The organism is Pseudosulfitobacter sp. DSM 107133 (assembly GCF_022788695.1).
Classification (GTDB): domain Bacteria; phylum Pseudomonadota; class Alphaproteobacteria; order Rhodobacterales; family Rhodobacteraceae; genus Pseudosulfitobacter.
Genome location: NZ_CP085154.1, coordinates 2,982,543 through 3,002,760 on the forward strand (window position 1 = coordinate 2,982,543; position 20,218 = coordinate 3,002,760).

The 20,218-nt window shown below is 55.1% G+C and carries 19 protein-coding genes and 2 pseudogenes; 10 read left to right on the forward strand and 11 right to left on the reverse strand.

Going from position 1 to position 20,218, the window contains the following annotated elements:
- The first annotated feature begins 2 nt into the window (after positions 1 to 2).
- The 3 genes and pseudogenes from DSM107133_RS14760 to DSM107133_RS14770 all read left to right on the forward strand — a co-directional run.
- Positions 3 to 2,279: an AAA family ATPase gene (locus DSM107133_RS14760; RefSeq protein ID WP_205387783.1), complete on the forward strand. Its 2,277-nt coding sequence runs from the start codon at positions 3 to 5 to the stop codon at positions 2,277 to 2,279.
- Positions 2,276 to 3,184, forward strand: coding sequence for an HNH endonuclease (locus tag DSM107133_RS14765; RefSeq protein ID WP_114292768.1), 909 nt, complete (start codon positions 2,276 to 2,278; stop codon positions 3,182 to 3,184). Before DSM107133_RS14760 ends, DSM107133_RS14765 begins: the two co-directional genes overlap by 4 nt.
- 77 nt (positions 3,185 to 3,261) lie before the next feature.
- Positions 3,262 to 3,354, forward strand: a pseudogene (locus DSM107133_RS14770) (IS5/IS1182 family transposase); the annotation flags it as partial.
- 220 nt (positions 3,355 to 3,574) lie between these two features.
- Here the strand turns inward: DSM107133_RS14770 and DSM107133_RS14775 are convergent.
- From DSM107133_RS14775 to DSM107133_RS14795, 5 genes are all read right to left on the reverse strand, one after another.
- Positions 3,575 to 4,231 carry a glutathione S-transferase family protein gene (locus DSM107133_RS14775; protein ID WP_114292767.1) on the reverse strand — a complete coding sequence of 219 codons (657 nt, stop codon included), beginning with the start codon at positions 4,229 to 4,231 and terminating at the stop codon, positions 3,575 to 3,577.
- A 98-nt stretch (positions 4,232 to 4,329) separates the two neighbouring features.
- On the reverse strand, positions 4,330 to 4,641 hold the full coding sequence (locus tag DSM107133_RS14780; RefSeq protein ID WP_114292766.1) for a hypothetical protein: 312 nt from the start codon (positions 4,639 to 4,641) through the stop codon (positions 4,330 to 4,332).
- On the reverse strand, positions 4,634 to 5,170 hold the full coding sequence (locus DSM107133_RS14785) for a hypothetical protein (protein ID WP_114292765.1): 537 nt from the start codon (positions 5,168 to 5,170) through the stop codon (positions 4,634 to 4,636). The genes DSM107133_RS14780 and DSM107133_RS14785 overlap by 8 nt, the downstream gene beginning before the upstream one ends.
- On the reverse strand, positions 5,163 to 5,645 hold the full coding sequence (locus DSM107133_RS14790) for a VOC family protein (RefSeq protein ID WP_114292764.1): 483 nt from the start codon (positions 5,643 to 5,645) through the stop codon (positions 5,163 to 5,165). Before DSM107133_RS14790 ends, DSM107133_RS14785 begins: the two co-directional genes overlap by 8 nt.
- A gap of 2 nt (positions 5,646 to 5,647) precedes the next feature.
- Positions 5,648 to 6,301 carry a TetR/AcrR family transcriptional regulator gene (locus tag DSM107133_RS14795; protein WP_114292763.1) on the reverse strand — a complete coding sequence of 218 codons (654 nt, stop codon included), beginning with the start codon at positions 6,299 to 6,301 and terminating at the stop codon, positions 5,648 to 5,650.
- Positions 6,302 to 6,769: 468 nt separating this feature from the next.
- Between DSM107133_RS14795 and DSM107133_RS14800 the strand changes: the two genes are divergently transcribed.
- Together DSM107133_RS14800 and DSM107133_RS14805 are read left to right on the forward strand one after the other, a co-directional pair.
- A complete protein-coding gene (locus tag DSM107133_RS14800) occupies positions 6,770 to 7,807 on the forward strand; it encodes an IS110 family transposase (RefSeq protein ID WP_240310469.1) in 1,038 nt (345 codons plus the stop codon).
- Positions 7,808 to 8,244: 437 nt separating this feature from the next.
- Positions 8,245 to 9,432, forward strand: coding sequence for a DUF262 domain-containing protein (locus DSM107133_RS14805; protein ID WP_114293358.1), 1,188 nt, complete (start codon positions 8,245 to 8,247; stop codon positions 9,430 to 9,432).
- 528 nt (positions 9,433 to 9,960) lie between these two features.
- Here the strand turns inward: DSM107133_RS14805 and DSM107133_RS14810 are convergent.
- Positions 9,961 to 11,090 (reverse strand): IS3 family transposase gene (locus tag DSM107133_RS14810; protein WP_114293116.1). Its coding sequence is split into 2 segments (ribosomal slippage): positions 9,961 to 10,847 and positions 10,847 to 11,090, totalling 1,131 coding nucleotides; the frame shifts between segments, so codons are not numbered across the junction.
- A 163-nt stretch (positions 11,091 to 11,253) separates the two neighbouring features.
- Here DSM107133_RS14810 and DSM107133_RS14815 point away from each other — a divergent pair.
- The 3 genes from DSM107133_RS14815 to DSM107133_RS14825 all read left to right on the forward strand — a co-directional run bounded on the left by DSM107133_RS14815 (position 11,254) and on the right by DSM107133_RS14825 (position 12,854).
- Entirely contained in the window at positions 11,254 to 11,718 is a 465-nt protein-coding gene (locus DSM107133_RS14815) for a hypothetical protein (RefSeq protein ID WP_243253561.1), read from the forward strand.
- 280 nt (positions 11,719 to 11,998) lie between these two features.
- A complete protein-coding gene (locus DSM107133_RS14820) occupies positions 11,999 to 12,343 on the forward strand; it encodes a metalloregulator ArsR/SmtB family transcription factor (RefSeq protein WP_114293726.1) in 345 nt (114 codons plus the stop codon).
- Positions 12,336 to 12,854, forward strand: coding sequence for an SRPBCC family protein (locus DSM107133_RS14825; RefSeq protein WP_114293725.1), 519 nt, complete (start codon positions 12,336 to 12,338; stop codon positions 12,852 to 12,854). Before DSM107133_RS14820 ends, DSM107133_RS14825 begins: the two co-directional genes overlap by 8 nt.
- Before the next feature lie 176 nt (positions 12,855 to 13,030).
- Here DSM107133_RS14825 and DSM107133_RS14830 read toward each other — a convergent pair whose 3' ends face one another.
- The 4 genes and pseudogenes from DSM107133_RS14830 to DSM107133_RS14845 form a co-directional block, all read right to left on the reverse strand.
- Positions 13,031 to 13,546: a hypothetical protein gene (locus tag DSM107133_RS14830; protein ID WP_114293724.1), complete on the reverse strand. Its 516-nt coding sequence runs from the start codon at positions 13,544 to 13,546 to the stop codon at positions 13,031 to 13,033.
- A gap of 163 nt (positions 13,547 to 13,709) precedes the next feature.
- Positions 13,710 to 15,224 (reverse strand): TniQ family protein, encoded by a 1,515-nt coding sequence (locus DSM107133_RS14835; protein WP_243253562.1) that lies wholly within the window; start codon positions 15,222 to 15,224, stop codon positions 13,710 to 13,712.
- A 771-nt stretch (positions 15,225 to 15,995) separates the two neighbouring features.
- A pseudogene (locus DSM107133_RS14840) lies at positions 15,996 to 16,319 on the reverse strand (transposase); the annotation flags it as partial.
- 159 nt (positions 16,320 to 16,478) lie between these two features.
- The gene (locus DSM107133_RS14845) at positions 16,479 to 17,204 is read right to left on the reverse strand and encodes a deoxycytidine triphosphate deaminase (RefSeq protein ID WP_114293723.1); all 726 of its coding nucleotides are present in this window, start codon (positions 17,202 to 17,204) and stop codon (positions 16,479 to 16,481) included.
- A gap of 189 nt (positions 17,205 to 17,393) precedes the next feature.
- On the opposite strand from DSM107133_RS14845, the gene DSM107133_RS14850 reads away from it, so the two are divergent.
- A complete protein-coding gene (locus tag DSM107133_RS14850; protein WP_240310541.1) occupies positions 17,394 to 18,485 on the forward strand; it encodes a pyrophosphatase in 1,092 nt (363 codons plus the stop codon).
- Positions 18,482 to 19,180 (forward strand): uracil-DNA glycosylase, encoded by a 699-nt coding sequence (locus DSM107133_RS14855; RefSeq protein ID WP_114293721.1) that lies wholly within the window; start codon positions 18,482 to 18,484, stop codon positions 19,178 to 19,180. The genes DSM107133_RS14850 and DSM107133_RS14855 overlap by 4 nt, the downstream gene beginning before the upstream one ends.
- Here the strand turns inward: DSM107133_RS14855 and DSM107133_RS14860 are convergent.
- Positions 19,140 to 19,898: a hypothetical protein gene (locus DSM107133_RS14860; protein WP_205387829.1), complete on the reverse strand. Its 759-nt coding sequence runs from the start codon at positions 19,896 to 19,898 to the stop codon at positions 19,140 to 19,142. The two genes, DSM107133_RS14855 and DSM107133_RS14860, sit on opposite strands and share 41 nt — an antisense overlap.
- Between the last annotated feature and the right edge of the window lie 320 nt (positions 19,899 to 20,218).

The following is a 20,218-nucleotide window of genomic DNA, read 5'->3' on the forward strand; positions in this document are numbered from 1 at the left end:
CCATGCGTTTTATCGACCGGGACAAACTCAGCCCGCCCGAGATGCTGTTCGACAAGCGCACGGATGAGGCCCGCGCCGAGGTGCAGGCCTTCATCGACCAGACCTACAGCAAGGGCGGCACGCGGCGTGCGCCCCGGTCCGATTGGCTGGATGATGATGTCTTGATGCGCCGAGAGATGGCTGAACGCTTTGGCCATGTCTGCGCCTATTGCGAAAGTCCCGCGCCGTTCGATGGCGAGCGGAAACAGGGCTATGTCAGCCGCCACCGCCCGCCTATGCTGGCGCAGGACGAAGACGGCAAGACCGATCTGCTGGCGTATTGCTGGTTGATGTATGACTGGGAAAACCTGCTGTGGGTCTGCCCCACCTGCGCGCGGCTCAAGGGCAACAAGTTCTTCATCGAGGCCAGGCGCGGCCAACCCGGCATGTCCATCAAGGAACTGCGCGCGTTAGAACAAGAGGTCATGCTCGACTCCTGTTTCCACGACCCGGGGGATCATCTTGTTTTCCTGCCCGATGGGACCGTGGAGTGGACCAGTCCGGCGGGGCATGCGACGTCCGAGACACTCGACCTCAACCGCCCGGAATTGGTCGCAAGCCGCCGGTCCGCGATCCAGGCTTTGGGTGAGGCGCTGCGGAGCGGCGGTTTGGTGGCCGACGGGTATGTTCTGTCGGCAGAAACCCTTTCCGGTCCAGCGGAGCATGCGGGGGCCGTGACCAATGCGTTGATGCGCTTTGCGGCGGCTCAGGGGCTTTCTGCTGCGACCGTCGACGCACTGGCCGAGACAGTAAACGCAATGGACCCGGAGGACCGGAGGCGCTTTGCCGAAGATTTCCTTTCCCGCACCTATGACGTCGATGTTGAAGCAGCGGGCTTTGCCCCCGATGACGGGTTCGAGAGCAGTCTTGCTGTACAAGAGGACGACACCGCCCCGGCCACACGAGCCCCCAGCCGCATCCCCAACATCCGCAAGCTGCCCAATGCGACAAAGCCGATCACGCGGGTCGAGATCAGCAACTTCAAGGCGTTGAAGGAAATCGCCTTTGATCTGCCCGACCGCGTCGCCGACGCCGATCAATCGCCCTGCATGCTGCTGCTGGGCGAGAACGCCACAGGCAAGTCCTCGGTCCTCGAAGCGATGGCTCTGGCTGTGATCGGCACCGAGGAAGCCGCCGCGCTGGACGAGGCCATCGACGACGAACCGCTCTCACCCGCCGATCTGATTCACCGCCCCGATCCCTATCGGTGGGCCGAGACCACGCCGGGCATGGCCGTTCGGCTTGGGTTTCTCGACAGCATCATCCCGGCGGGCGTCAACGCGCGCACGGGCGATGCGCGGTTTTCCGGTGATGCGCAGTGTTGCAAGGTGGTGCTGGGCTACGGCCCGCGCCGGTTCTTTACCAAGCGCAAGACGCGGCGGCTGCGGGCGCCTGCGCACCGGGTGCGGTCGCTCTTCGATCCGATGGACATGATCGCCAACCCGATCCTGTGGCTGACGACGCTGGAGGGAAAGAAGTGGGAGGCCACCGCGCGCGCCCTGCGCGAAGTGTTGATGTTGTCGGATGACGACGATTTCGAACGCGACGACGACCCGGACACGCCGGGGGCGATCTACGTGCGCCAGAACGGGCGGCTGGTGGCGATGAAGGATCTGTCGGTCGGGTATAAATCCGTGATCGCGATGGTCTGCGACATCATCCGCGAGATGCTTTGTCACTACGACAACCTGGAATTCGCCAGCGCCGTGGTCTTCATCGACGAGATCGAAACCCACCTGCATCCGCGCTGGAAGATGCAGATCATGACGCTGCTGCGCCGCGCCTTTCCCAGGATCCAGTTCATCGCCACGACGCATGACCCGCTGTGCCTGCGCGGCATGTATGACGGCGAGGTCTTCGTGCTGCAACGGTCTGCCGAGGATCAGGTCGAGCGGGTCGAAGACCTGCCTTCGATCCGGGGGATGCGGGCGGAACAGATCCTGACGTCGGAATTCTTCGGCCTCGGGTCGACTGACCCGGAGACGGACGCGCGGCTGGAACGCTATAATCGGCTGGCGGTGCGGATCGAGGACCTGTCCGAGGCCGAGCGCGCCGAACTGGACGTGCTGCGCGGCAAACTGGACGACGGGATGGTTCTGGGATCGACTCTGCGGGAACAGGCCTATGCCGAGGCCTTGAAGAAGCAGGTCGGGCAGGAAGTTGCGCCGACGAAGGTGGCGTCGCCGCGCCGCGCCGACCTGCGGCAGACGTTTTCGGCGTTGTTTGAGAAACGCTCATGATCAAGGCTGTGCGTACCCCCTGTCCGCCCGCGCTGGATCTGACGGTTCCAGGGTCGGCGGGGTCGAGGGAACTGGCGAAGGTCAAGGCCAAGCTGGCGGCGGGAGAGGTGTTGAAAAGCGATGATTTCAGCGCCTACGGAAACCGTGCCGTGCGCGAGGCGTTGCGCGAGATGTTCCACGGCAAATGCGCCTATTGTGAGAGCAAGATCGCCGGGTCTCAGGACACGGACGTGGAACATTACCGGCCCAAGAAGGGCGTGACCGAGGCAGACGAGGCGGGCGTGGCGCATCCGGGCTATTGGTGGTTGGCGATGCGGTGGGAAAACCTCGTGCTGTCGTGCCAGCATTGCAACCAGTCGCGCAGCTATCACGTGATCATCCCGGATGGATTGGAGACTGAGGATGACCTGCGCGCGTTCCTGGAACGGCAGCCCAAGACGCGGGCGGGCAAATTGAATGCCTTTCCGGTGGAAGGGAATGCCTGGGTGACGGACGAGGGCGGTGATTTGGCGACGGAGAATCCGTTGATCCTGAACCCGGTGGACATGGATCCGGACGATCATCTCGAATGGGTGCTGTTTCAGGGCGCTTCGACCGTGCGGGCGAAGGGCGGCAGTGCGGTGGGCGAGGCGACGCGCAAGATCCTCGGGCTGAACCGGCGCTGGTTGGAAGAGGACAGGCGGATCAGGCTGCTGGAGATGCGGCGGCTGCGGAACCGATTGATTGCCAAGCTGAACAAGTGGCTGGAAGCGGATAGTTCAGTCCTCGCTGAGGTTTATCAAGCAGCCGCTCAGGAAGTCATTGACGATTTGCGTGCGATGACGGACGAGAAACAGCCGTTCGCGGGTATGGCGCGCGCCTTCCTGTCACAGGTTCAGGACGAAGTCGCGACAATGCAGAGCTGAGCATCCCTAGGTCACATACCCATAAAAGGGATTCACAGACTTTAGAAAACGTGATTCACTTTCCGGCAAATGTGGAGGTGAGAATGGCACGTTTTGATTTGACAGATTTTGAATGGTCGGTGATCCAGCCGTTGCTGCCGACGAAGGTGCGCGGCAAGCCGCGTGTGGATGCCGTTGGCCGTATTTCCGGTGCTGGCGTCTCAACGGTGTCTGGGTCCAGTTGCATCGAGTGCTCTACCAAGCTGCTTGCAAAAGGGCGGGTCGCCGCCCTGATCCCACAGTTGCCATCATGAACAATCAGTCGGTTAAGACGACGGAAAGGGTGTTTGAAATGGTTCTTCGGCGGACAATATATGTGTTGCCGACTAGCAGGATACCAAGTCGAGACGATCAGCTTTCGTCCAGACGCCGAGCTGTATCGGCGGCCTCGAAATGCTCCATTTGGTCGGTATAAGCCTTCTTGAAAGCGGGCTGATCCATGACCCTTTCCACAAAGGCTTCTGTTGCAGGCCGATCTCCGAAGGCACGGAGCTTTGCCACGCGCAGGACGTCCGTCATCATGAGGTCCGCGATGGTGAAACGACCAGCAGCAAGCCATTCTCGCTCCTTCAGGGTGCGCTCCACATGGGCCAGACGACTTTCCAACCAGTCGGTCAATCCGTTCTCAGTCGCGCCCGTCACCTCTAGGAACCACCAAGGAACGGATACCATCTCGATGGAGTTAAGGGCGGCAAAAACCCACTGAAGGGTTTCGGCGCGCGCTTGCCGATCACGCGGCATCAGCGTCTCGCTCTTCTCCGCCAGATGCAAAACACAGGCCCCGCTCTCGAACATATGGAGATCACCGTCCGACATGAGGGGAACCTGTCCGAATGGCTGACGGGCAAGATGGTCTGGACCGCCTTCCCCCAATGGCACGGTTCTGACGGAATAGGGAAGGCCCGCCTCCTCGCAGGCCCACCTAAGCCGCATGTCGCGCACGAAGCCGGCGGGGCCATTGGTCATTGGCACCCAGTCGAGGGTCCAGATCGTTATGGTCTCGTGCATTTCCACCTCCCGGACGTAAGTTTGCGCAGCCGTCGCTCACATGACAATCAAACCTGAGGTCGTAGCAACCGCGTCAAAAGCTTGTTTCTGCGGCGATGCTATTTCGGCGTTCGCGTTCTGAACAGTCGAACCGGCCCCGTGCCACTGCGCTTGATTACGCCCTTGGCTTCCAGATCAAGCTGCACAGCCTTCAACCACCACCCGGCTTTCTCACCACCTGGAAACAGGTCTTGCGACAGGGTCGGCAATAGGGCGGCCTTTGCCTCGGCGACCGTTAATCCCGGGGCCTCGGTCGGTAGCACCGGCAGGAACGCGTCGCGCATCGCCGTATATTTGGCTTTGTTCACGCGCTGGGTTCGACCGGGCGAGGTGATGCTCTCGATCTCGATTTTCTCATCCGTGTCAGACATCTATTTCTCCTGTGACTGGCGTCTTCGGGTTGCGGAACCCCATGGCGACCCACGCGGCAAAGAGCCTGGCGAAAAAGCCCAGGCTCTGTTTCTTGGCGTTCGGGATGTCGTCGGGCAGCACGGCCCCCTCAGGCAGATCGGAGGCCATCGTGCGCATCGTGGGCGCAGGCATCGTGCCCTCCGGCCACAATCCGCCATAAAGGCTTAGCCAGTGCCCGCCCTTGAACTCCAGATAGATCGGCGTGTTGCAGCAGGTGGCGATGGCGCGCTTGGTCGCGTGTTCGGGGGACAGGCGGAAGGTCTTCAGACCATCGGTGCCGGAAAGAAACCGCACGCGATCCTTGCGACAGATGACGAACGGCGTGGTGCCATGATCCGTCAAGGTCTGCGACGCGCGGTCCAGTCGCTGCATCCGATCTGCCGCCTCGCGGCACGATGTGCAGCAGCATTCGACGCTGTCGATGGGATGGCCGCGCAGCTCAAGGCGGGTCCGCCCGCAGGTGCAAGTGATCTCGGTTGTCTCACCCATGCGCCGTCTCCTGCGCCGCCGCAGCCTCCAGCGCCGCGATGTCAATCTTGCCCATCTGCATCATGGCCGCGGTCACACGGCCCACAACCGCGGGATCGTCACTGGACAAGAGGTCCGGCATACGCTTTGGCACGATCTGCCAAGAGACGCCAAAGCGATCCACCAGCCAACCGCAATGTCCCGCCTCACCGCCGTTTGCGGTCAGCTCACTCCAAAGCCGGTCTGTTTCGTCCTGGTCTGCGGTCAGCACGCTGATCGACGCGGCAGGGGTCAATTTGTGGTGCGGTCCGGCCGTCAGGATCATCATGGGCGCACCAGCCAGAGTGAATTCGACAATCATAGGGTCATCGGGCTGACCGTTCTCGCGGACCGCCTCGATCCGGCTGTTCGAAACGATTTTCACATAGTCACGGGCAGCCTCATGGCCACCTTTTTCGAACCACAGGCAGGTCCTAACCTTGGCTGCATGTTCCATTTTCAAGTCTCCCTTTCTGTCGTGACTGGAGGGTCGGGTTCGAGGTGAAAAAGCTGGCGGACATATCGGATCAGGTGATCGACGCTCTCGCGCGCGAGCTCGGGGCTGCCGCTCGCCTTGGCCAGGATAAAGCCGCCCTGAAGAACCGCCTGGGTGTGCCGGGCAAGGCTCTCGGCGGTCCAGTCCGCGTCGATCTCGCGCTGCTCTCTGGCCGCCCTGATATCCGCCTCCAAAGTGGCGGCATGGCCAAAAATGCTCTCGGCACAGGCATTCCGGATCGCAGGGGCAGAATTATGGACCTCCTGCGTCATGGTGCCGACAAGGCAGGTATATTCGAATGTCTCCCCGTCAATGATGGCGCGGCGGAACTCGAGATAGGCCAAAAGACGGTCCAGCGGATCGTCGGGTCGGTGATAGGGCGCTTCTGCGAACAGGGCGCTGGTCGTCTCGGCCCAGTATTCTGCCGCCGCCACGCCAAGCGCCTCCTTCGTCTTGAAATGATGGAAAAACGCGCCCTTGGTGACCTCGGCCGATTGGCACAGGTCATCTACGGAGGTTGCGGCAAACCCCTTCTGGCGGATCACGTCGCGGGCGGCCTCCAAAAGGCGGGTGCGGGCATCCCCGCGCTCGGGGGAGGTTTTGGTCGGTCTCGTCATTAGTTATTTATACCATACAGTCGGTATGTTGTAAAGGTGAGGAACAATCGGCATGCGCGTGAGCAATATCAATCGATTATGTCTGATTGCGGGATGCAGCCAATGGAGCACGCGAGCCGCATTGAAAAGAAACGATTTTTGAGATGTTGATAGGTAGTGTCAGATGGAACGCCACAGGTGTTTTGTGTGACGTGTCATGCGACATGATCTAAACGTCTCAAAAGGTCATTTTGGCTGAGAAGATGAAGAAATGGCCGCGGGGAGAACCCGAGGCCATTTGCATGTCTGGCTGTAGATATGCCTAGCGGTTCAGTTCGGGTTCAGCACGAAGAGGTGGACAGCCGCGCAAGACGCAGCCTGACGCTAGGCATCGGCACGAAGGGCGGGAAGCATGCGTAATTGGGCTGACCCTGCACTTTGGTCGAGCTCCCGATAGTATCACAGCATAGCTGTGAACAAGGGAGACAGATGATGGAATACTATGCTGGTTTAGATGTGTCGCTTCGGTCGTGTGCTTTGTGCATCGTCGATAGCAAAGGCAAGGTTTGGCTGGAGCGAGAGCTGCCATGCGAAGTTGCGGACATTGCTGCGTGCCTTGAAGCCTTTGATCACCCCGTTGAGCGCGTCGGTTTTGAAGCCGGTGCCTTGAGCCAGCATCTTTACTTTGGCTTACAATCCTTGGGCTTCGATATCGTCTGTATGGAGGCCCGCCAGGTGAATGCTGCCTTGTCAGCGATGCGGAACAAAACAGATAAGACCGATGCGAAAGGGATTGCGCAGATCCTACGCACTGGGTGGTTCAGTCCAGTACATATGAAAAGCCGCGAAGCTCATGGCCTTCGGGCGCTGCTTAGCACACGCAAGGCATTGCTGAAGAAGACGATCGACCTTGCAAACGAAGTGCGGGGTTTATTGAAGATCTTCGGGGTACGACTGCCCAGAACGGTAAAGCACGGTTCCTTCGACGCCCTCGTTCGACCTATGATTGAGATGGATGAAGTTCTCGCGCACGCGGTTCTTCCTTTACTTGATGCCCGTACGGTCCTCTTTCAAAACTATCTGGAACTGGATCGACGCGTGAAGCGCGCGGCATCGCAAGACGCGGTGTGCATGCGGATGATGACAGTGCCAGGTGTGGGACCTATTGCAGCTTTGACATTCAAAGCCGCAATTGATGACCCCAATAGATTCAAAAAATCCCGCACTGTCGCAGCGCATTTTGGTCTCACGCCGCGAAGATATCAGTCAGGTGAACACGATAACCCCGGCCGAATATCGAAGGCAGGAGACCGAGATGTTCGTGCAACGCTGTATGCTGCAGCCAACGCAATGTTGATGCGAACCATGGCAGGGTCGCAGATCAAATCATGGGGCATGCGATTGATGCGCACCAAAGGTCGCCGTCGCGCTGTAGTCGCTGTCGCACGCAAACTCGCTGTCTTACTGCATCGAATGTGGGCCGATGGCACAGAATTCCGTCAGGAACAGGCAGGAGGCACGGCATGATCTAAAAAACCCCCAACCAACCTGACGGGATCGTCCAATCCGGACGAGGTCTGTGGATGAAGACGAAAATGTCTGCTGCGCAACTTGAAGCGCGCCGGGAAGCAGGGCTCTCCACTACCAATCCGACACATGCATGCAGCGGTGCCATTCGAACACCAAAACAGACTGCGAAGAGAAGCGTGACCCGGATAAGCGATCACCGATCACATAGAACAAGGAAAACGAGCTTGACCCAGACACCCAATTAGAGAAGCTGACATTCGCTGCACATGCAAATCCAATCAAAAGTTCGCTCATTGATGGTAGCTGCCTTAGGTGGTTGATGTGTGTTCAAGGTAGATCAAGATGGCATGGGTCATTGAGGTGACGAGCCTTGATAATCGCAGTAGGTCGAAGTTAAACTAGCAACGAAAATTACAGAAGATTGAGGTCGGCCCATGTCCATGTTGAAAGAAGAAAAAGCGATGTGGCGCCAGAAACAAGACGTGCAGAAAGTCAAGCTCAGCGATGCCGAGATAAACGATCGGTACTCTAGGGGTGAAGGCAGAATTGTGGTCGAGAACAACCGAGAAAAACTACATGGTTTTGTACAGCAGCTCTCTAACGAGCGATACATGGATCTTCGCCCATTCTATCAGCGTCGCCCAAGATGGGATCCTGTTAGGCAGAGCCGACTAATCGAGTCATTCTTGATAAACTTACCCGTACCGCCCGTGTTTCTCTACGAGCGAGACTATAACTCATACGAGGTAATGGATGGACAGCAACGAATAACTGCGATCAAGGACTTCTACGACGGGAAGCTGCAGTTGAAGGGATTGCAGTATTGGCCAGAGTTGGATGGCCGCTACTATCACAACCTACCCAAAACCGTAAAAGCTGGTATTGACCGCCGCTCGATTTCGTCAATCGTTATGCTTAAGGAGTCGGCACCTGAGGATGAAGAAGCCCTTTTGTTGAGAGAAATCGTTTTTGAGCGTCTTAACACCGGTGGAGTTGCATTGGAGCGGCAAGAAATAAGAAACGCCTTGTTTCAAGGAAGGCTCAATGAAACAATCATGGACCTATCTCGTCATGACACAATCCGGAAAGCTTGGAAACTACCGTTGTATGATCCTGAAGAGGATGAGAAGAAAGACCCCGATCTAGTAAAGTCGAGCTTTTACCAGAAAATGGAAGATGCAGAACTAGTTCTGCGTTTCTTCGCACTTCGAAATGTCGATCACTACGCCAAAGGGATGCAGGGCTTTCTGGATCTATATATGCTGAAGGCGTCGCGTCTTGGAGATTATGCAATTGATCAACTTGAAGACCATTTTACGTTAGTTATGGATACCGTAGAAAAAATCTATGGCGATCTCGCCTTCCAGCCTTTTGTGCCTGAAAAAAACGAATGGCTTGGAAGGCCACAGAAGGCCTTCTTTGATGCTGTTACAGTTGCGATTTCGCAGAATATCCAAGAGGCTGATATTCTCGTCCAAAAGAAGGACGAGATTCTACAACGCACGAAACAGCTTTTCAAAGACCATGAGGAAGGAACTTTCACGGGCCGTGGAAATACTAAGTCAGACATCAAGAACAGAATTGACATCTATTCAAGAATGCTCGCAGACGTAGCGGCATAAAGTTCATGTTTTCCGATGAATTTGATGGTTTGTGCATCGAACTAGACGCAATCGTAGCTCATTCACGAGCAAACGCTGAAATGAGAGCTGTCCTTTCGAGAGTAGAGCGTCAACTAGAACCAACCATTTTACATGACGATCTTTGTACTTTGAGAGGTTTGGCTCCTGAGGATATCCGATGGCGAGTAATGGATCATTGCTCCGCTGTTGGACGAATTTATGCAGTGTACGAGCACTTTTGCGAAAATGTTCTCCATGATTGGCTTCATTTTTTGTCAGCGCGGAAACCATTCTTGGACCTGCCAGAACAAATCGTCGGTAGCTATCGAACAGGGTTCGCACATATTGTTAGCCGCTTACCCAGCCCACGGTATGACCACCTGTCTGTCGAAGATTTAGTCTCAGGGTACGATGCGGCTCTGAAAGGGGAATCGACCTACAGCCTTGCGCCTGAGTGCTTAACCCACCACCAGTCCAACCTTCGCTGGAATGGACCTGTCGCGCTTTTGTGCCGCCCCAAGTGCTCGTTTAGGCCACTTTCTTCTCGAATGCGACAGGGCTTTTCCAGCCAAGTGCTGAGTGACGTCGTCGCGGATTGTAGAACCCGTTTATGTATTCGAAGATCGCCATCTTTGCTTTCCGCCGCGTCTCCCAAGGATGCCGCCAGATCAGTTCAGCTTTGATGGTTTTGAAGAACGTCTCAACGGCGGCGTTGTCGTAGCAATTGCCCTTGCCGCTCATCGATACCTTGAACCCGTGTTGACGCAGGATCTTCTGGTAGTCGTGTGAACAATATTGCGACCCGCGATCCGTGTGATGAATGCAGCCTTTGGGCGGCTGGCGGAACGCGATGGCCATCTTCAAAGCCCTGATAGCAAGGTCGCGTTTCATGCGATTGCTCACCGCCCAGCCGATCACACGGCGCGAATGCAGATCAAGAATGACAGCCAGATACAGCCAGCCCTCCCGGGTCCACACATAGCTGATATCGCCAGCCCATTTTTGGTTTGGCTGATCAGCGGTGAAGTCCCTATCCAGCAGATTGGGTGCAATGTTGAACTTATGATCGCTATCTGTCGTGACCTTGTGTTTACGTGTCCGAATAACAGATATGCCGTTCTGACGCATCAAGCGGCCAACGCAGCGATGACCGACATTCAGACCAATCTCTTTCAGCTCTTCGGTCATCCGTGGCCTGCCGTAGCTACCAAGGCTAAGGCGGGACTGTTCCTTGATATGTGCAAGTGTGACCAAGTCAGTCCGTTGCCTGCGACTGGCGGGACGGCCGCGAAAGGCCCTCAATCCACGCGAGCTGACCTGCATCACTTGGCACATACGCTGGATGGAAAACGTAGATTGGTGCTCTTCGATGAACTTGAACCTCACGGCTTTTGGCTCGCGAAGAACACCGTGGCCTTTTTTAAAATCTCCCGCTCCTCCTTGAGGATACGGTTCTCGCGCCGAAGCCGGTCATTCTCTTTCGCGAGTTCTAAATCCTCTTTCGACAGCACATCTATGCCTCGATGCGCCGTGATCCATTTGTTCAGCGTCGACATGCCAACGCCCAAATCATCTGCCACCTGCTTACGCGTAAGCCCGCTGGTCAGTGCGATCCGCACCGCATCCTGGCGGAATTCGTCCGTCCGTTTCAGTCCCATCGTCAATCTCCTTTGTTGCAGTAAATGCTATCAAAGGAGCGGCATCAAACCGCGACAGGTCCAGAATGAGTTAACTGAAATTTATCGGAGGTTCGGAATTCTGAACGTTGGCGAATGGCTTTCCAAAGATGATGAAATCAAGGGTTTCTTTGACAATGGCGGCGTGAGAATAATTGAGCAAATCGCTTCTAAGTTGTCGGAGCTAGTTCAATACAGAAACGATGCTTCTCATGGGCTAGTATCTGTTGGCGAAATCCTTGGACAGCAACAATTTTTGGAATTCGCAAGTTTTATTCGAGTCTTATGTTCCAGCCTAAATGCTTTACATCGTAGCTATGCCCTAACTCTACTTCAGGAAACGGGGGATGCCCAAAAAATTGGGACTTTGACCGAAAAACTGCGGGGAAACATCGTGATCTGCAAGGTGACAAGCGGGACGCTAGAAAGGGAACAAATAATCTCATTTCTGGCTGATGGCTACTGTGTGGAAAGACGTATTCTGTCAATGCAGGTTGACAATGTCGAGGTTAGTGCGATGAGCTTTGACGGAGAAGTCGAGCTGGGCATTAAGCTTGACAAGGCAATCTCAAGGAAAAAGGCGGCTGTTCTTACAAACTCAGCCTGGTAGACTTTCGGCGCGTGAGTGAATTCTTTCATTTTTCTATAGTAATTTTGTCCCTTTCGCCAAAGCCGCACCGCAACATTGCTGGATGGAAGCAATGTCTACTAAGGGCCGCCAGTGACCGTGAGCCTGGTCAATGAAGGCCCCGGCTCGCTGCGACGCCACATGTCGGCTCGGGAGCCCAGAGTGCCGAATACTGCGCAATGTTGAAGCGGCTTCCATCGCGCTGATAAGTTCTTAAGATTAGGTGTTGACCTAACCTTTATACAGCTCCATACTTAGGTCCATGCCTAACGAAAAGCACCCGATAGAACAGACCTTTCTTGCACTTTCCGATCCAACGCGACGTGCAGTGGTTCAGACGCTTTGCGGAGGCTCGGCGACCGTCTCACAGTTGGCGAGCCCTTTCGACATGGCACTGCCCTCCTTCACGCAGCATCTAGGCGTTCTGGAAGACGCGGGCCTTATCGTGTCGCGACGGGAAGGGCGGAGCCGCGTTTGTTCGCTGAACCCCTCGGCTTTGAAGGAAGCGGAAGACTGGATGGCCTCTTACCGGAAGCGGTGGGAAAGCCGATTGGATCGCTTTCAAGCTCACCTGCACAACGTAAAAAAAGAGAACCTCAATGACTGATCAAACCACCAATACCGTCTCCAAATGGGCTTCGTATCCATTGGACAAGGAAATTGTCATCGCTCGCGTTGTCGACGCTGATCGCGCGACCGCCTTTGAGGCATGGACTGATCCGGCGCAAATTGTTCAATGGTTCGGACCTGACGGCTTTCGCGTCGAGTCACATGAGACCGACATTCGCGCGAGCGGCGTCTGGCGGTTCGACATGGTTGCACCTGATGGCACACGATTCTCCAATCGTATGGATTTTCTACGGGTCGAGAGCCCGAGCCTGATTGAAGTTGATCACGGTCAAGACATCGATAACGACCCTGACTGCTTCCGACTCTTGGTTACGTTTGATGAGCAAGATAACGGAAAGACAGTTGTCACCTTGCGTCAGATGCATCCGACTGCAGAACGTCGCGCGACTGTTATTGGATTTGGCGCGGTCGAATTTGGTGGGCAAACTCTGGGCAAATTCGCCGCTCACGTTGCTGAAAAATCCGGCGCTGTCGCCACCAGAGGGTAGCAACCAGGCGAAGTGTGTCCCACCTTTGCTGCCGGTCGTATGGACAATACGAGCGGCAGTGCCGTCCTGCGCCGCAGCCCTTTGATTTGCCGAAATGCTGCGCGATAAACGAATGGTCGGTATTGTGAAGCTGCGCCGCAGCGCTCGGCCATGAAGCGAACGGCAAGTAAGGGCCGTTAATGTTGCTCGGGGAATTTCTCCCAACTGAGCAGTCTGTTATGGGCTCGCTGGGCGTCATTTTCCATGGCGGCCACGGTCAAATCTATGATGAGCCATCTACTCCTCGACATCCAACTAAACATTTCATCAAGTTGATACCAAGTCAGGATACGCGTATCTTCCCCAAGCTGCACTTTAAGATGTGCTTCGGGGTCATCAATATGAAGTCGCGCGGAGATGCCAGTCAGTCCGTGACATACGAGATTCCTGATCACGAGCGCTTCTTTAAGCATTCTGACCAAGCGATCGCAAAGGTCCGTCCGAAGTGGACTGATATTATCCGCTTGTTTGACCGCCAGCGACCACACATCGATAGACCTCGATATGCCATGAACCGATTTGGGCTTCTTCTCTGTGAGCAGATTTTCAATTGCTTCATTAAGAGACTGTTCGATACCCGACCAAAGAAACACGAGTGAGCCGATAGTTCCTTTCATCTGGTCGAAGGTGATGGTTTGGTCAGTATCCCGCACTTCAGTCTCAATTCGAGGTTAGATGGGCATTATTCACAGCCAAGAAGTCACGTGGCCATTCCTTTGTCCACCAGATTGAAGCGCCTATGATTAATGACTGCTTCCGGGAAGCTGCAGCGCAGCGTCGGATGACACTGTGAGTGTCCGCAAAGGGCCGAAAGGATCAAATTTTGGTTGTTGCGTAGGCGCTCACGTCCTCGCGCCAGTAAATCCGGCTTAGATCATGGGGCATCGCCAACAGGGCCACACCGGCATTTCTAAGCTTCATCGAAAGTGAACCTTGTGGGCGCTGCATGACTTCCGCGAACTCGCCCAAGGAAATAAAGGTCTCTCGGAAACGCGTCAGACTGTCAGCGGTAACAACAGTCGCCCCTCGGCGGTAGAGCTCTGAGGTATCCACGCCGCACAACATTCCATGTTGGATCAAATACCCTACTGTTTTGGCAGTCACTCTTAACTGCCCGGCGGCGTCACCGATGGAAAGGCGGCTCTCCGCTGCCGCATTGGTTTCGTCCGAAACAAAAGTTCTGGATTTTCTACCTTCAGATGAACGCTTTGCGTTTCGAAAGAACTTCTTCTCGCGCTCGTAGGCGTCGAGCATTCCCTGGGTAACAAAACTCATCGGTACGATATCGCCGCTAGCGTCACGCGTTGCGAGACCTCGGTAAATCAGATCCTCCGCATTGCGCTTGGCGAACCCCTTCAGCGAAACCGACTTCTGTGGATTCAACGAAGCCATTCCCTCCGAAGGCACGCCAAGCACCAGCACCCCTTTCCTGACGGAAAAATTGTCAAAGACGTGCCGCCGCACAACGTCACGCAGGGGCTCGAACTCATCGCCGAGGCTCCGGCTCTTCAGCCACGCCATCCAGGGGCCAAAGAGTCGACCGAAGAACCTGCCGTCCACACCGTCCACACGAGCCATCGCAATTAAGCACTCGGAAAGAGCATCAGGACCGTCTTTCAGTATATCGTAGCCCAAGGCACCAAAGGTCATCCAGTCTGGCTCACTGTGCCCCGCCAGCGCAGCATCTGGCCCCTTTGCTATACGCAGGCCCAGCACTTCACATGCCCGCGACGCCACGTTGAGTTCGAGGCGGTCGATCCATCGGTCGCCCCGCCCGCTCAGGATGCGGTTCGTGAGATACGCCTCGAAAGGGCTGGGGCTGGCCTGGAGCACCGGCTGATCCAAGATCCAATCGTGGTGTTTTCGCAGTTGCGCCGCAAAGTCTCTGGCGTCCTTGTGGAATTTCTCGGCTGGAAGGCTGATGAGCACGCTGCTGTGTTCCCGGCAGATCCTGATCGACGAAAATTTCCACTGGAGGCGGCGCGGCACACGCCACGACTCCGCTGCTGACGACATCTCGGACCGTATGCACTTCGGACAGACGCGGATGCGCGTGCGCTGAAAGCTCTGAAGGGAGGCGAATTCATCCCGCAGTCGGAAATGGCCCTTGCCGAGATGGCGGATAGAAACCCGCTCCAACGCGCCCACATCACACCCTGCAAGCTGGGCCAATTGTTCTATGGCTACCTTCTCACCACGAAAGAGCGGATCGATCGGAAAGGCAATGTCTCCGCAGAACCTCTGCATCGAAATGGCGCCGTTCCTGGCCGCAAGCCGCGACAGCAAGGAACTAGCCGGCTCGCACGCGGCATGTGCCACCGTCAGCGGCAACTGCGGGAAGTTCGTTCCAAGAGTGGCAGGTAGGCTTTTGACCAAGCGAGGCTTCCGAGATCAGACAAAGGCTGGATTGGCCGGATCTTACGATCACCCGCTCAACTGAGCAACGCTGCTATGATTTCAGGAAATTCTACCGATTGGGTCAGTTACATGTCACAAAAGTCGGTTTTGCTTGGCAACTGACAGGGCTGTCGAATGCCGTGCATTTCCGACTCTTTCCGGCGAATTTTCTGAATCTTGTCAGTAAGCCGTGCCAAGCAATTCCGACCCAAATGCCAAGCATTTCCGACCCAACCGGAACGTTGGTACCAAGGCGCAAGAAGGTTCGCTATGCGCGGGAATCGGGAATGGTTCCCGGAAAGGCTGCCCTCACGTCTCCTGACGCTTCCGGCCCTGAGCCGCCCTTCGTGCCTGACGCCGCGGATGACCGGTCCCAGCCCAAAGTGACCGGTGCGAAGCGAGGTTGGTTCTCGTTGCCGCACATGCACAAATCGCGCCTCGACTTCCCGGAACCGGACATTCAAGCTGTCAAACGCGGCTTCTTGCCCTCAATGTCGGCAGTGTGCCGATTTCGTTGAAAAACTCCCTCTATCCGCGTCGGCAGGCGCTGAACCAGAATTTTGTTCTGCCGGAGGTCGGATTTGCCTCTTGAACCGGGCGCTATCCCCGCTGGCAAATACAAGCGTTCTGTAAATTCAGGCCGTATTAAACCCGCTCGAGTTTTTCAACACAATCAGCCCAAACCTACATCCTTTTGCAACGCAGCGAAGGGCGGCTTTCTGCGATGGCCTCAGCATCGTTGTAGTCGTTCTTCTGACCTTTGTTGAAAGGCTTCACATAAATCGCAGGGATGATCCGAGGCTCAATACCCATCTTGCGCAGGGTGCGGCTGACAAAGTGAGCGCTCAGACACGCCTCCATGCCGACCACGCAACGCGGCAACTTCTCGAATGTCGTTATCAAAGCGAGGCGCTTGATCTGCTTGCGCAGAACGCGCTGCCCATCTTGGTCAAAACCAACCAAATGAAACGTGTCTTTGCCGATATCGATGCCAATCGACATCAGTTCATCAAACTCTGTCTTCGCCATGCTACTTCTCCTAAATGCAGGTGAACTAGGCTCAACCTAACCTGCTGGGTGAAGCAGCCGGTACATCCCATTAGCGGACTTTCGCCATGCTAATGGGTGCTGCAGTGCAGCTTCTCCTAAGAGGACTTTGTACGCTCTTCGGTAGAGGAAGCAGCAGTTTCAGCTTGCCAGTTTGCTCAATAGGACAAGTACGTCGGACCGGAACAGGTACATCACGATTCCGACCAGCGCTGTAAGGGCAATCGCATTCCTTACTTTCATAGCCACCATCGTTTTTTCGACGGTATGAAGACGCTTATTCATATCCTCTGAAGCTGACTTTCGCGCGTCGGACTCCTCCAATAGCCGTTGGTTCAATTGATACAGCGAGTCAGACTTAGTCATGAGGGCGGATAGGCGTTCCGGCTCGATTGTATTGCTGCCAGGCTTCGTCTTGTGCTTCTCTGACGGATGGTCGAGGCTGGCGCACCACATCAAGAAGACTGATTGCCCTCTTTCAAGCATCACTGGCGTAGGGCCTGAGTTGAATACTGCAAAGGTCAGTTTTCCGTCCCACCCAGGATCGACGTGAAAGCCAGATACGTTGACCAAACCCAACATCTTGAACGTCGCGCGCATCGAAATGAATGCCATTGCGTCAGTCGGAATGCACACCTGCTCTTCGGTCATAATGAAAGCGAACTGCTGCGGAGGGATATTGAAGGCTTCACCGTTAGCAAGCCTGCGCTTGGTGACTCTATTAGCGTCTTCCAGCTGTGGAGTGACAAAGATCTCCTCTCCCACTCGAAGACGAAGCGAATTGCAATCGACTACAGGCTGTTCCGATGATCCCTTGATTAGCTTGTGGGCCTTCGCCTCAAGAGTTTGACTACTCCAAAATGCCATATACGCCTCCGTCCACTCGTTGTTTGATTGATTTCTATTCGGGCTTGCTAAACAGTGGTTACTAAACTACGCCCCGCGAGAACTGCCAAGCCCCCTAGAAGACAGGTAACGCTTGAAGAAATGCGAACAATTAAACAATATCAAGTACTTGCGAGCAGAACGGACCATTTGAGAGATAGGGGCAGCGACTTGAGCTTGCCGCTTCTTGGTTTGTTTGGCGAGATAGGAAGCCTTCTGAGCGAGGCAAAAAAGAAGCAGCGTGATCCGGTGGCATACCTTGGATATGAGCGCACAGTGCTGGAGGAGTTCGGCGACGTTCTTTGGTACCTTGCGGCTGTAGCGACCCGTTCTGAAATCAGCATCGCTGATCTTGCTCTCCAGATGGGGCCGAGCACCACCCGAAACATTGGAAGGACTAGTGACTCAATTCGCTTTGCTGACCTTCAAGAACCTGATGCCCAAATAAGCTGGATTTCTCAGCCAACCGCCGAGTTTGAGCGAACGTTGATCCGTTTATCGGCTGAGGTCGGATTGCTCATGGTTGATTTCGATGCTGGCCGCTTTGTCAACAACGAGCCTGCCTTGGCGGGGCGCCTGCTTTCTATTCTTCGTGAGCTACGCCAAGCGGCTGGAGATGCTGGTATAACGCTCGAAGCCGCTGCCAATGGCAACTTGGCCAAAATCAAAGATCGCTGGCCCGACGAGAAAATCTACCCGGCACCGTTTGATGATGGTTTCCCAGAGCCAGAACGCTTCGAGCGAAAAATGGTCTTTGAAATCAGCGAAGTTCTTGAAGGAGACCTGCTCGTCTCCAGACTCACAAAGGACGGGATCGCGATCGGGGATGTGTTGACTGACAATAGACAGGGGGACGACGACTATCGCTTTCACGACGTCTTCCACATGGCGTACGCGGCTGTCATGGGCTGGTCACCAACGTTGAGACGTCTTTTGAAGCGGAAAAGAAAAAGCGATCCAATGATCGATGAGACCCAAGATGGTGCTAGGGCGGTTTTGATTGAAGAAGGCATTGCCACTTGGATATTCAATCATGCCCAACGTCTCGAGTATTTTGAGAACCTACGCGCGTTGGATTACAGCATGCTGAAGACTGTTAGAGAATTCGTACAAGGATATGAGGCCGAGAACTGTCCTTTGTGGTGCTGGGAGGAGGCTATCCTGCAAGGCTATGCGGCATTTCGGCAGTTAAAAAGGAACCGCAGCGGCCGGTTGATCGTCGATCTCGACAACCGCACCCTTCAATACGAGCCAATTAAATGAACCAAGTAGCCAAGTTTGTAGATGAACTCGCGTCCATGGACATGCCGAATATCTTCAACCCATATGTTGACGTCTGCGAAGAACATGACTTGCCCGATGCTGATCGGCTGCGTCGGAAGAACTTGACCAATGTGCTCAACGCGGCACTTGACCTGAACGTGAGAACCATTTGGATCGCACGCGACTTAGGCTATCGGGGTGGCAGACGCACAGGGCTCGCGCTAACGGATGAAGCGCACCTCGACCATCATGCAAGACTGCTTGGTGGCGTCGATATTGAACGAGCAACCCGTGGACCCGCAATCGCTGAGAGAACTGCAACTGTGATTTGGCGTATGCTCGCTCGCGTCAGGGAGCCCGTTTTCCTTTGGAACGTCTTCCCATTTCACCCACACGAACCGCAGGAACCAATGACTAACCGTTGTCATACGAGATCTGAGGGCCGTGCAACTGAATGGGTACTCCACACCCTTATCGATATCCTAGAGCCTGAAAATGTTTACACTATTGGCGGCGACGCCCGTCGCGGTTTGGACAAGATGGGCATTGAGACAATGTCGTTCCGACATCCAAGCTACGGTGGCCAAACTCAATTCATTTCAGAAGTCGAAGCCGCATACGGTCTGAGTCAACCAGCTCATGAACCGGCGGCACCTATGCAGCTTTCTCTCTATGATCATCTGCACACGCTTTGATGAGTTCTCGCACAGCCGAACGACTGAAGTTTTGATCAAGGCAGGCATGGGTAGATTGGATAGTTAGGGTTCCAACATCAAACCCCGTTTCTTTCGATATAAAGGCCAACAGTCGGCCAAGCCCGATTAGATTGCCCAGTGTGCGTTGGATGTAGTAGTGGTTCCGGTACACCGCCATCATATGGAGAGATCCGTTACGATCAGGCTTTAGCTCGATAAAACTCAAGCATTGGCGATTCATTTTCTTGCGGAGGTCTCTGCGCGGATCGAACAAGGCAATTTCGGTAACATTTTCGAAGAACTTGGCTTCGCCAGACTTCATTTCCCGAAGTGAGGTGATCACGTGGGACAGCTGGTTGACAGTCGATTTCCCTTTTTTCCAGGCGACCATACGCTCGAAGTATCGTCCCCATTCACCTTGGCGATGCATTCGACGTTCGAAGACCTCAAGATAGCGGGCGGTTAGACCGTCGATGCCGTCATTTCGATCAAGGGCAGAAGGAAAAATTGTATTTGAAACGGTTGAGATACCGCACTTTTCCTCGCTCTTGAGAAACTCATCAACTCGACTGATTACGTCCGCTTCACCAGGAAGGAACGACACGGGATCTTCGATATGCAGCATTAGCCCGTGCAAATCTCCGACCTCATTAAGTTTTTGAGCTGCATCAACCCACGCGGAGACCAGCGTGGGGGCGGTTGGCATTGGGTGATACATCGTCAGATGCTCCTTGTTCTATAATGAATGCGTCAGCAAAACGTCGCGCTAGATAGGACTCCGGGACCCAACTATGTCCGTTCCAACCCCAGTTTTGACCCCATGAATTCCTGACAAGGAACATTTCGCTTCCGCGAAGTTTCCCCGCCCCGCACAGAACCAGTGCATGGCCCCGCGCATGATCGATGGGATCGGTATCGTCCGCTATAATTGCCTCCGAACCAGCGAAAGATGCAGGTCGAAAAAATACGTCCGATATGAATATTGCTATTGGAACTGGCACGTTGCGTTTAAGTTCGGTTCGCCATCGGTCTGGGTCG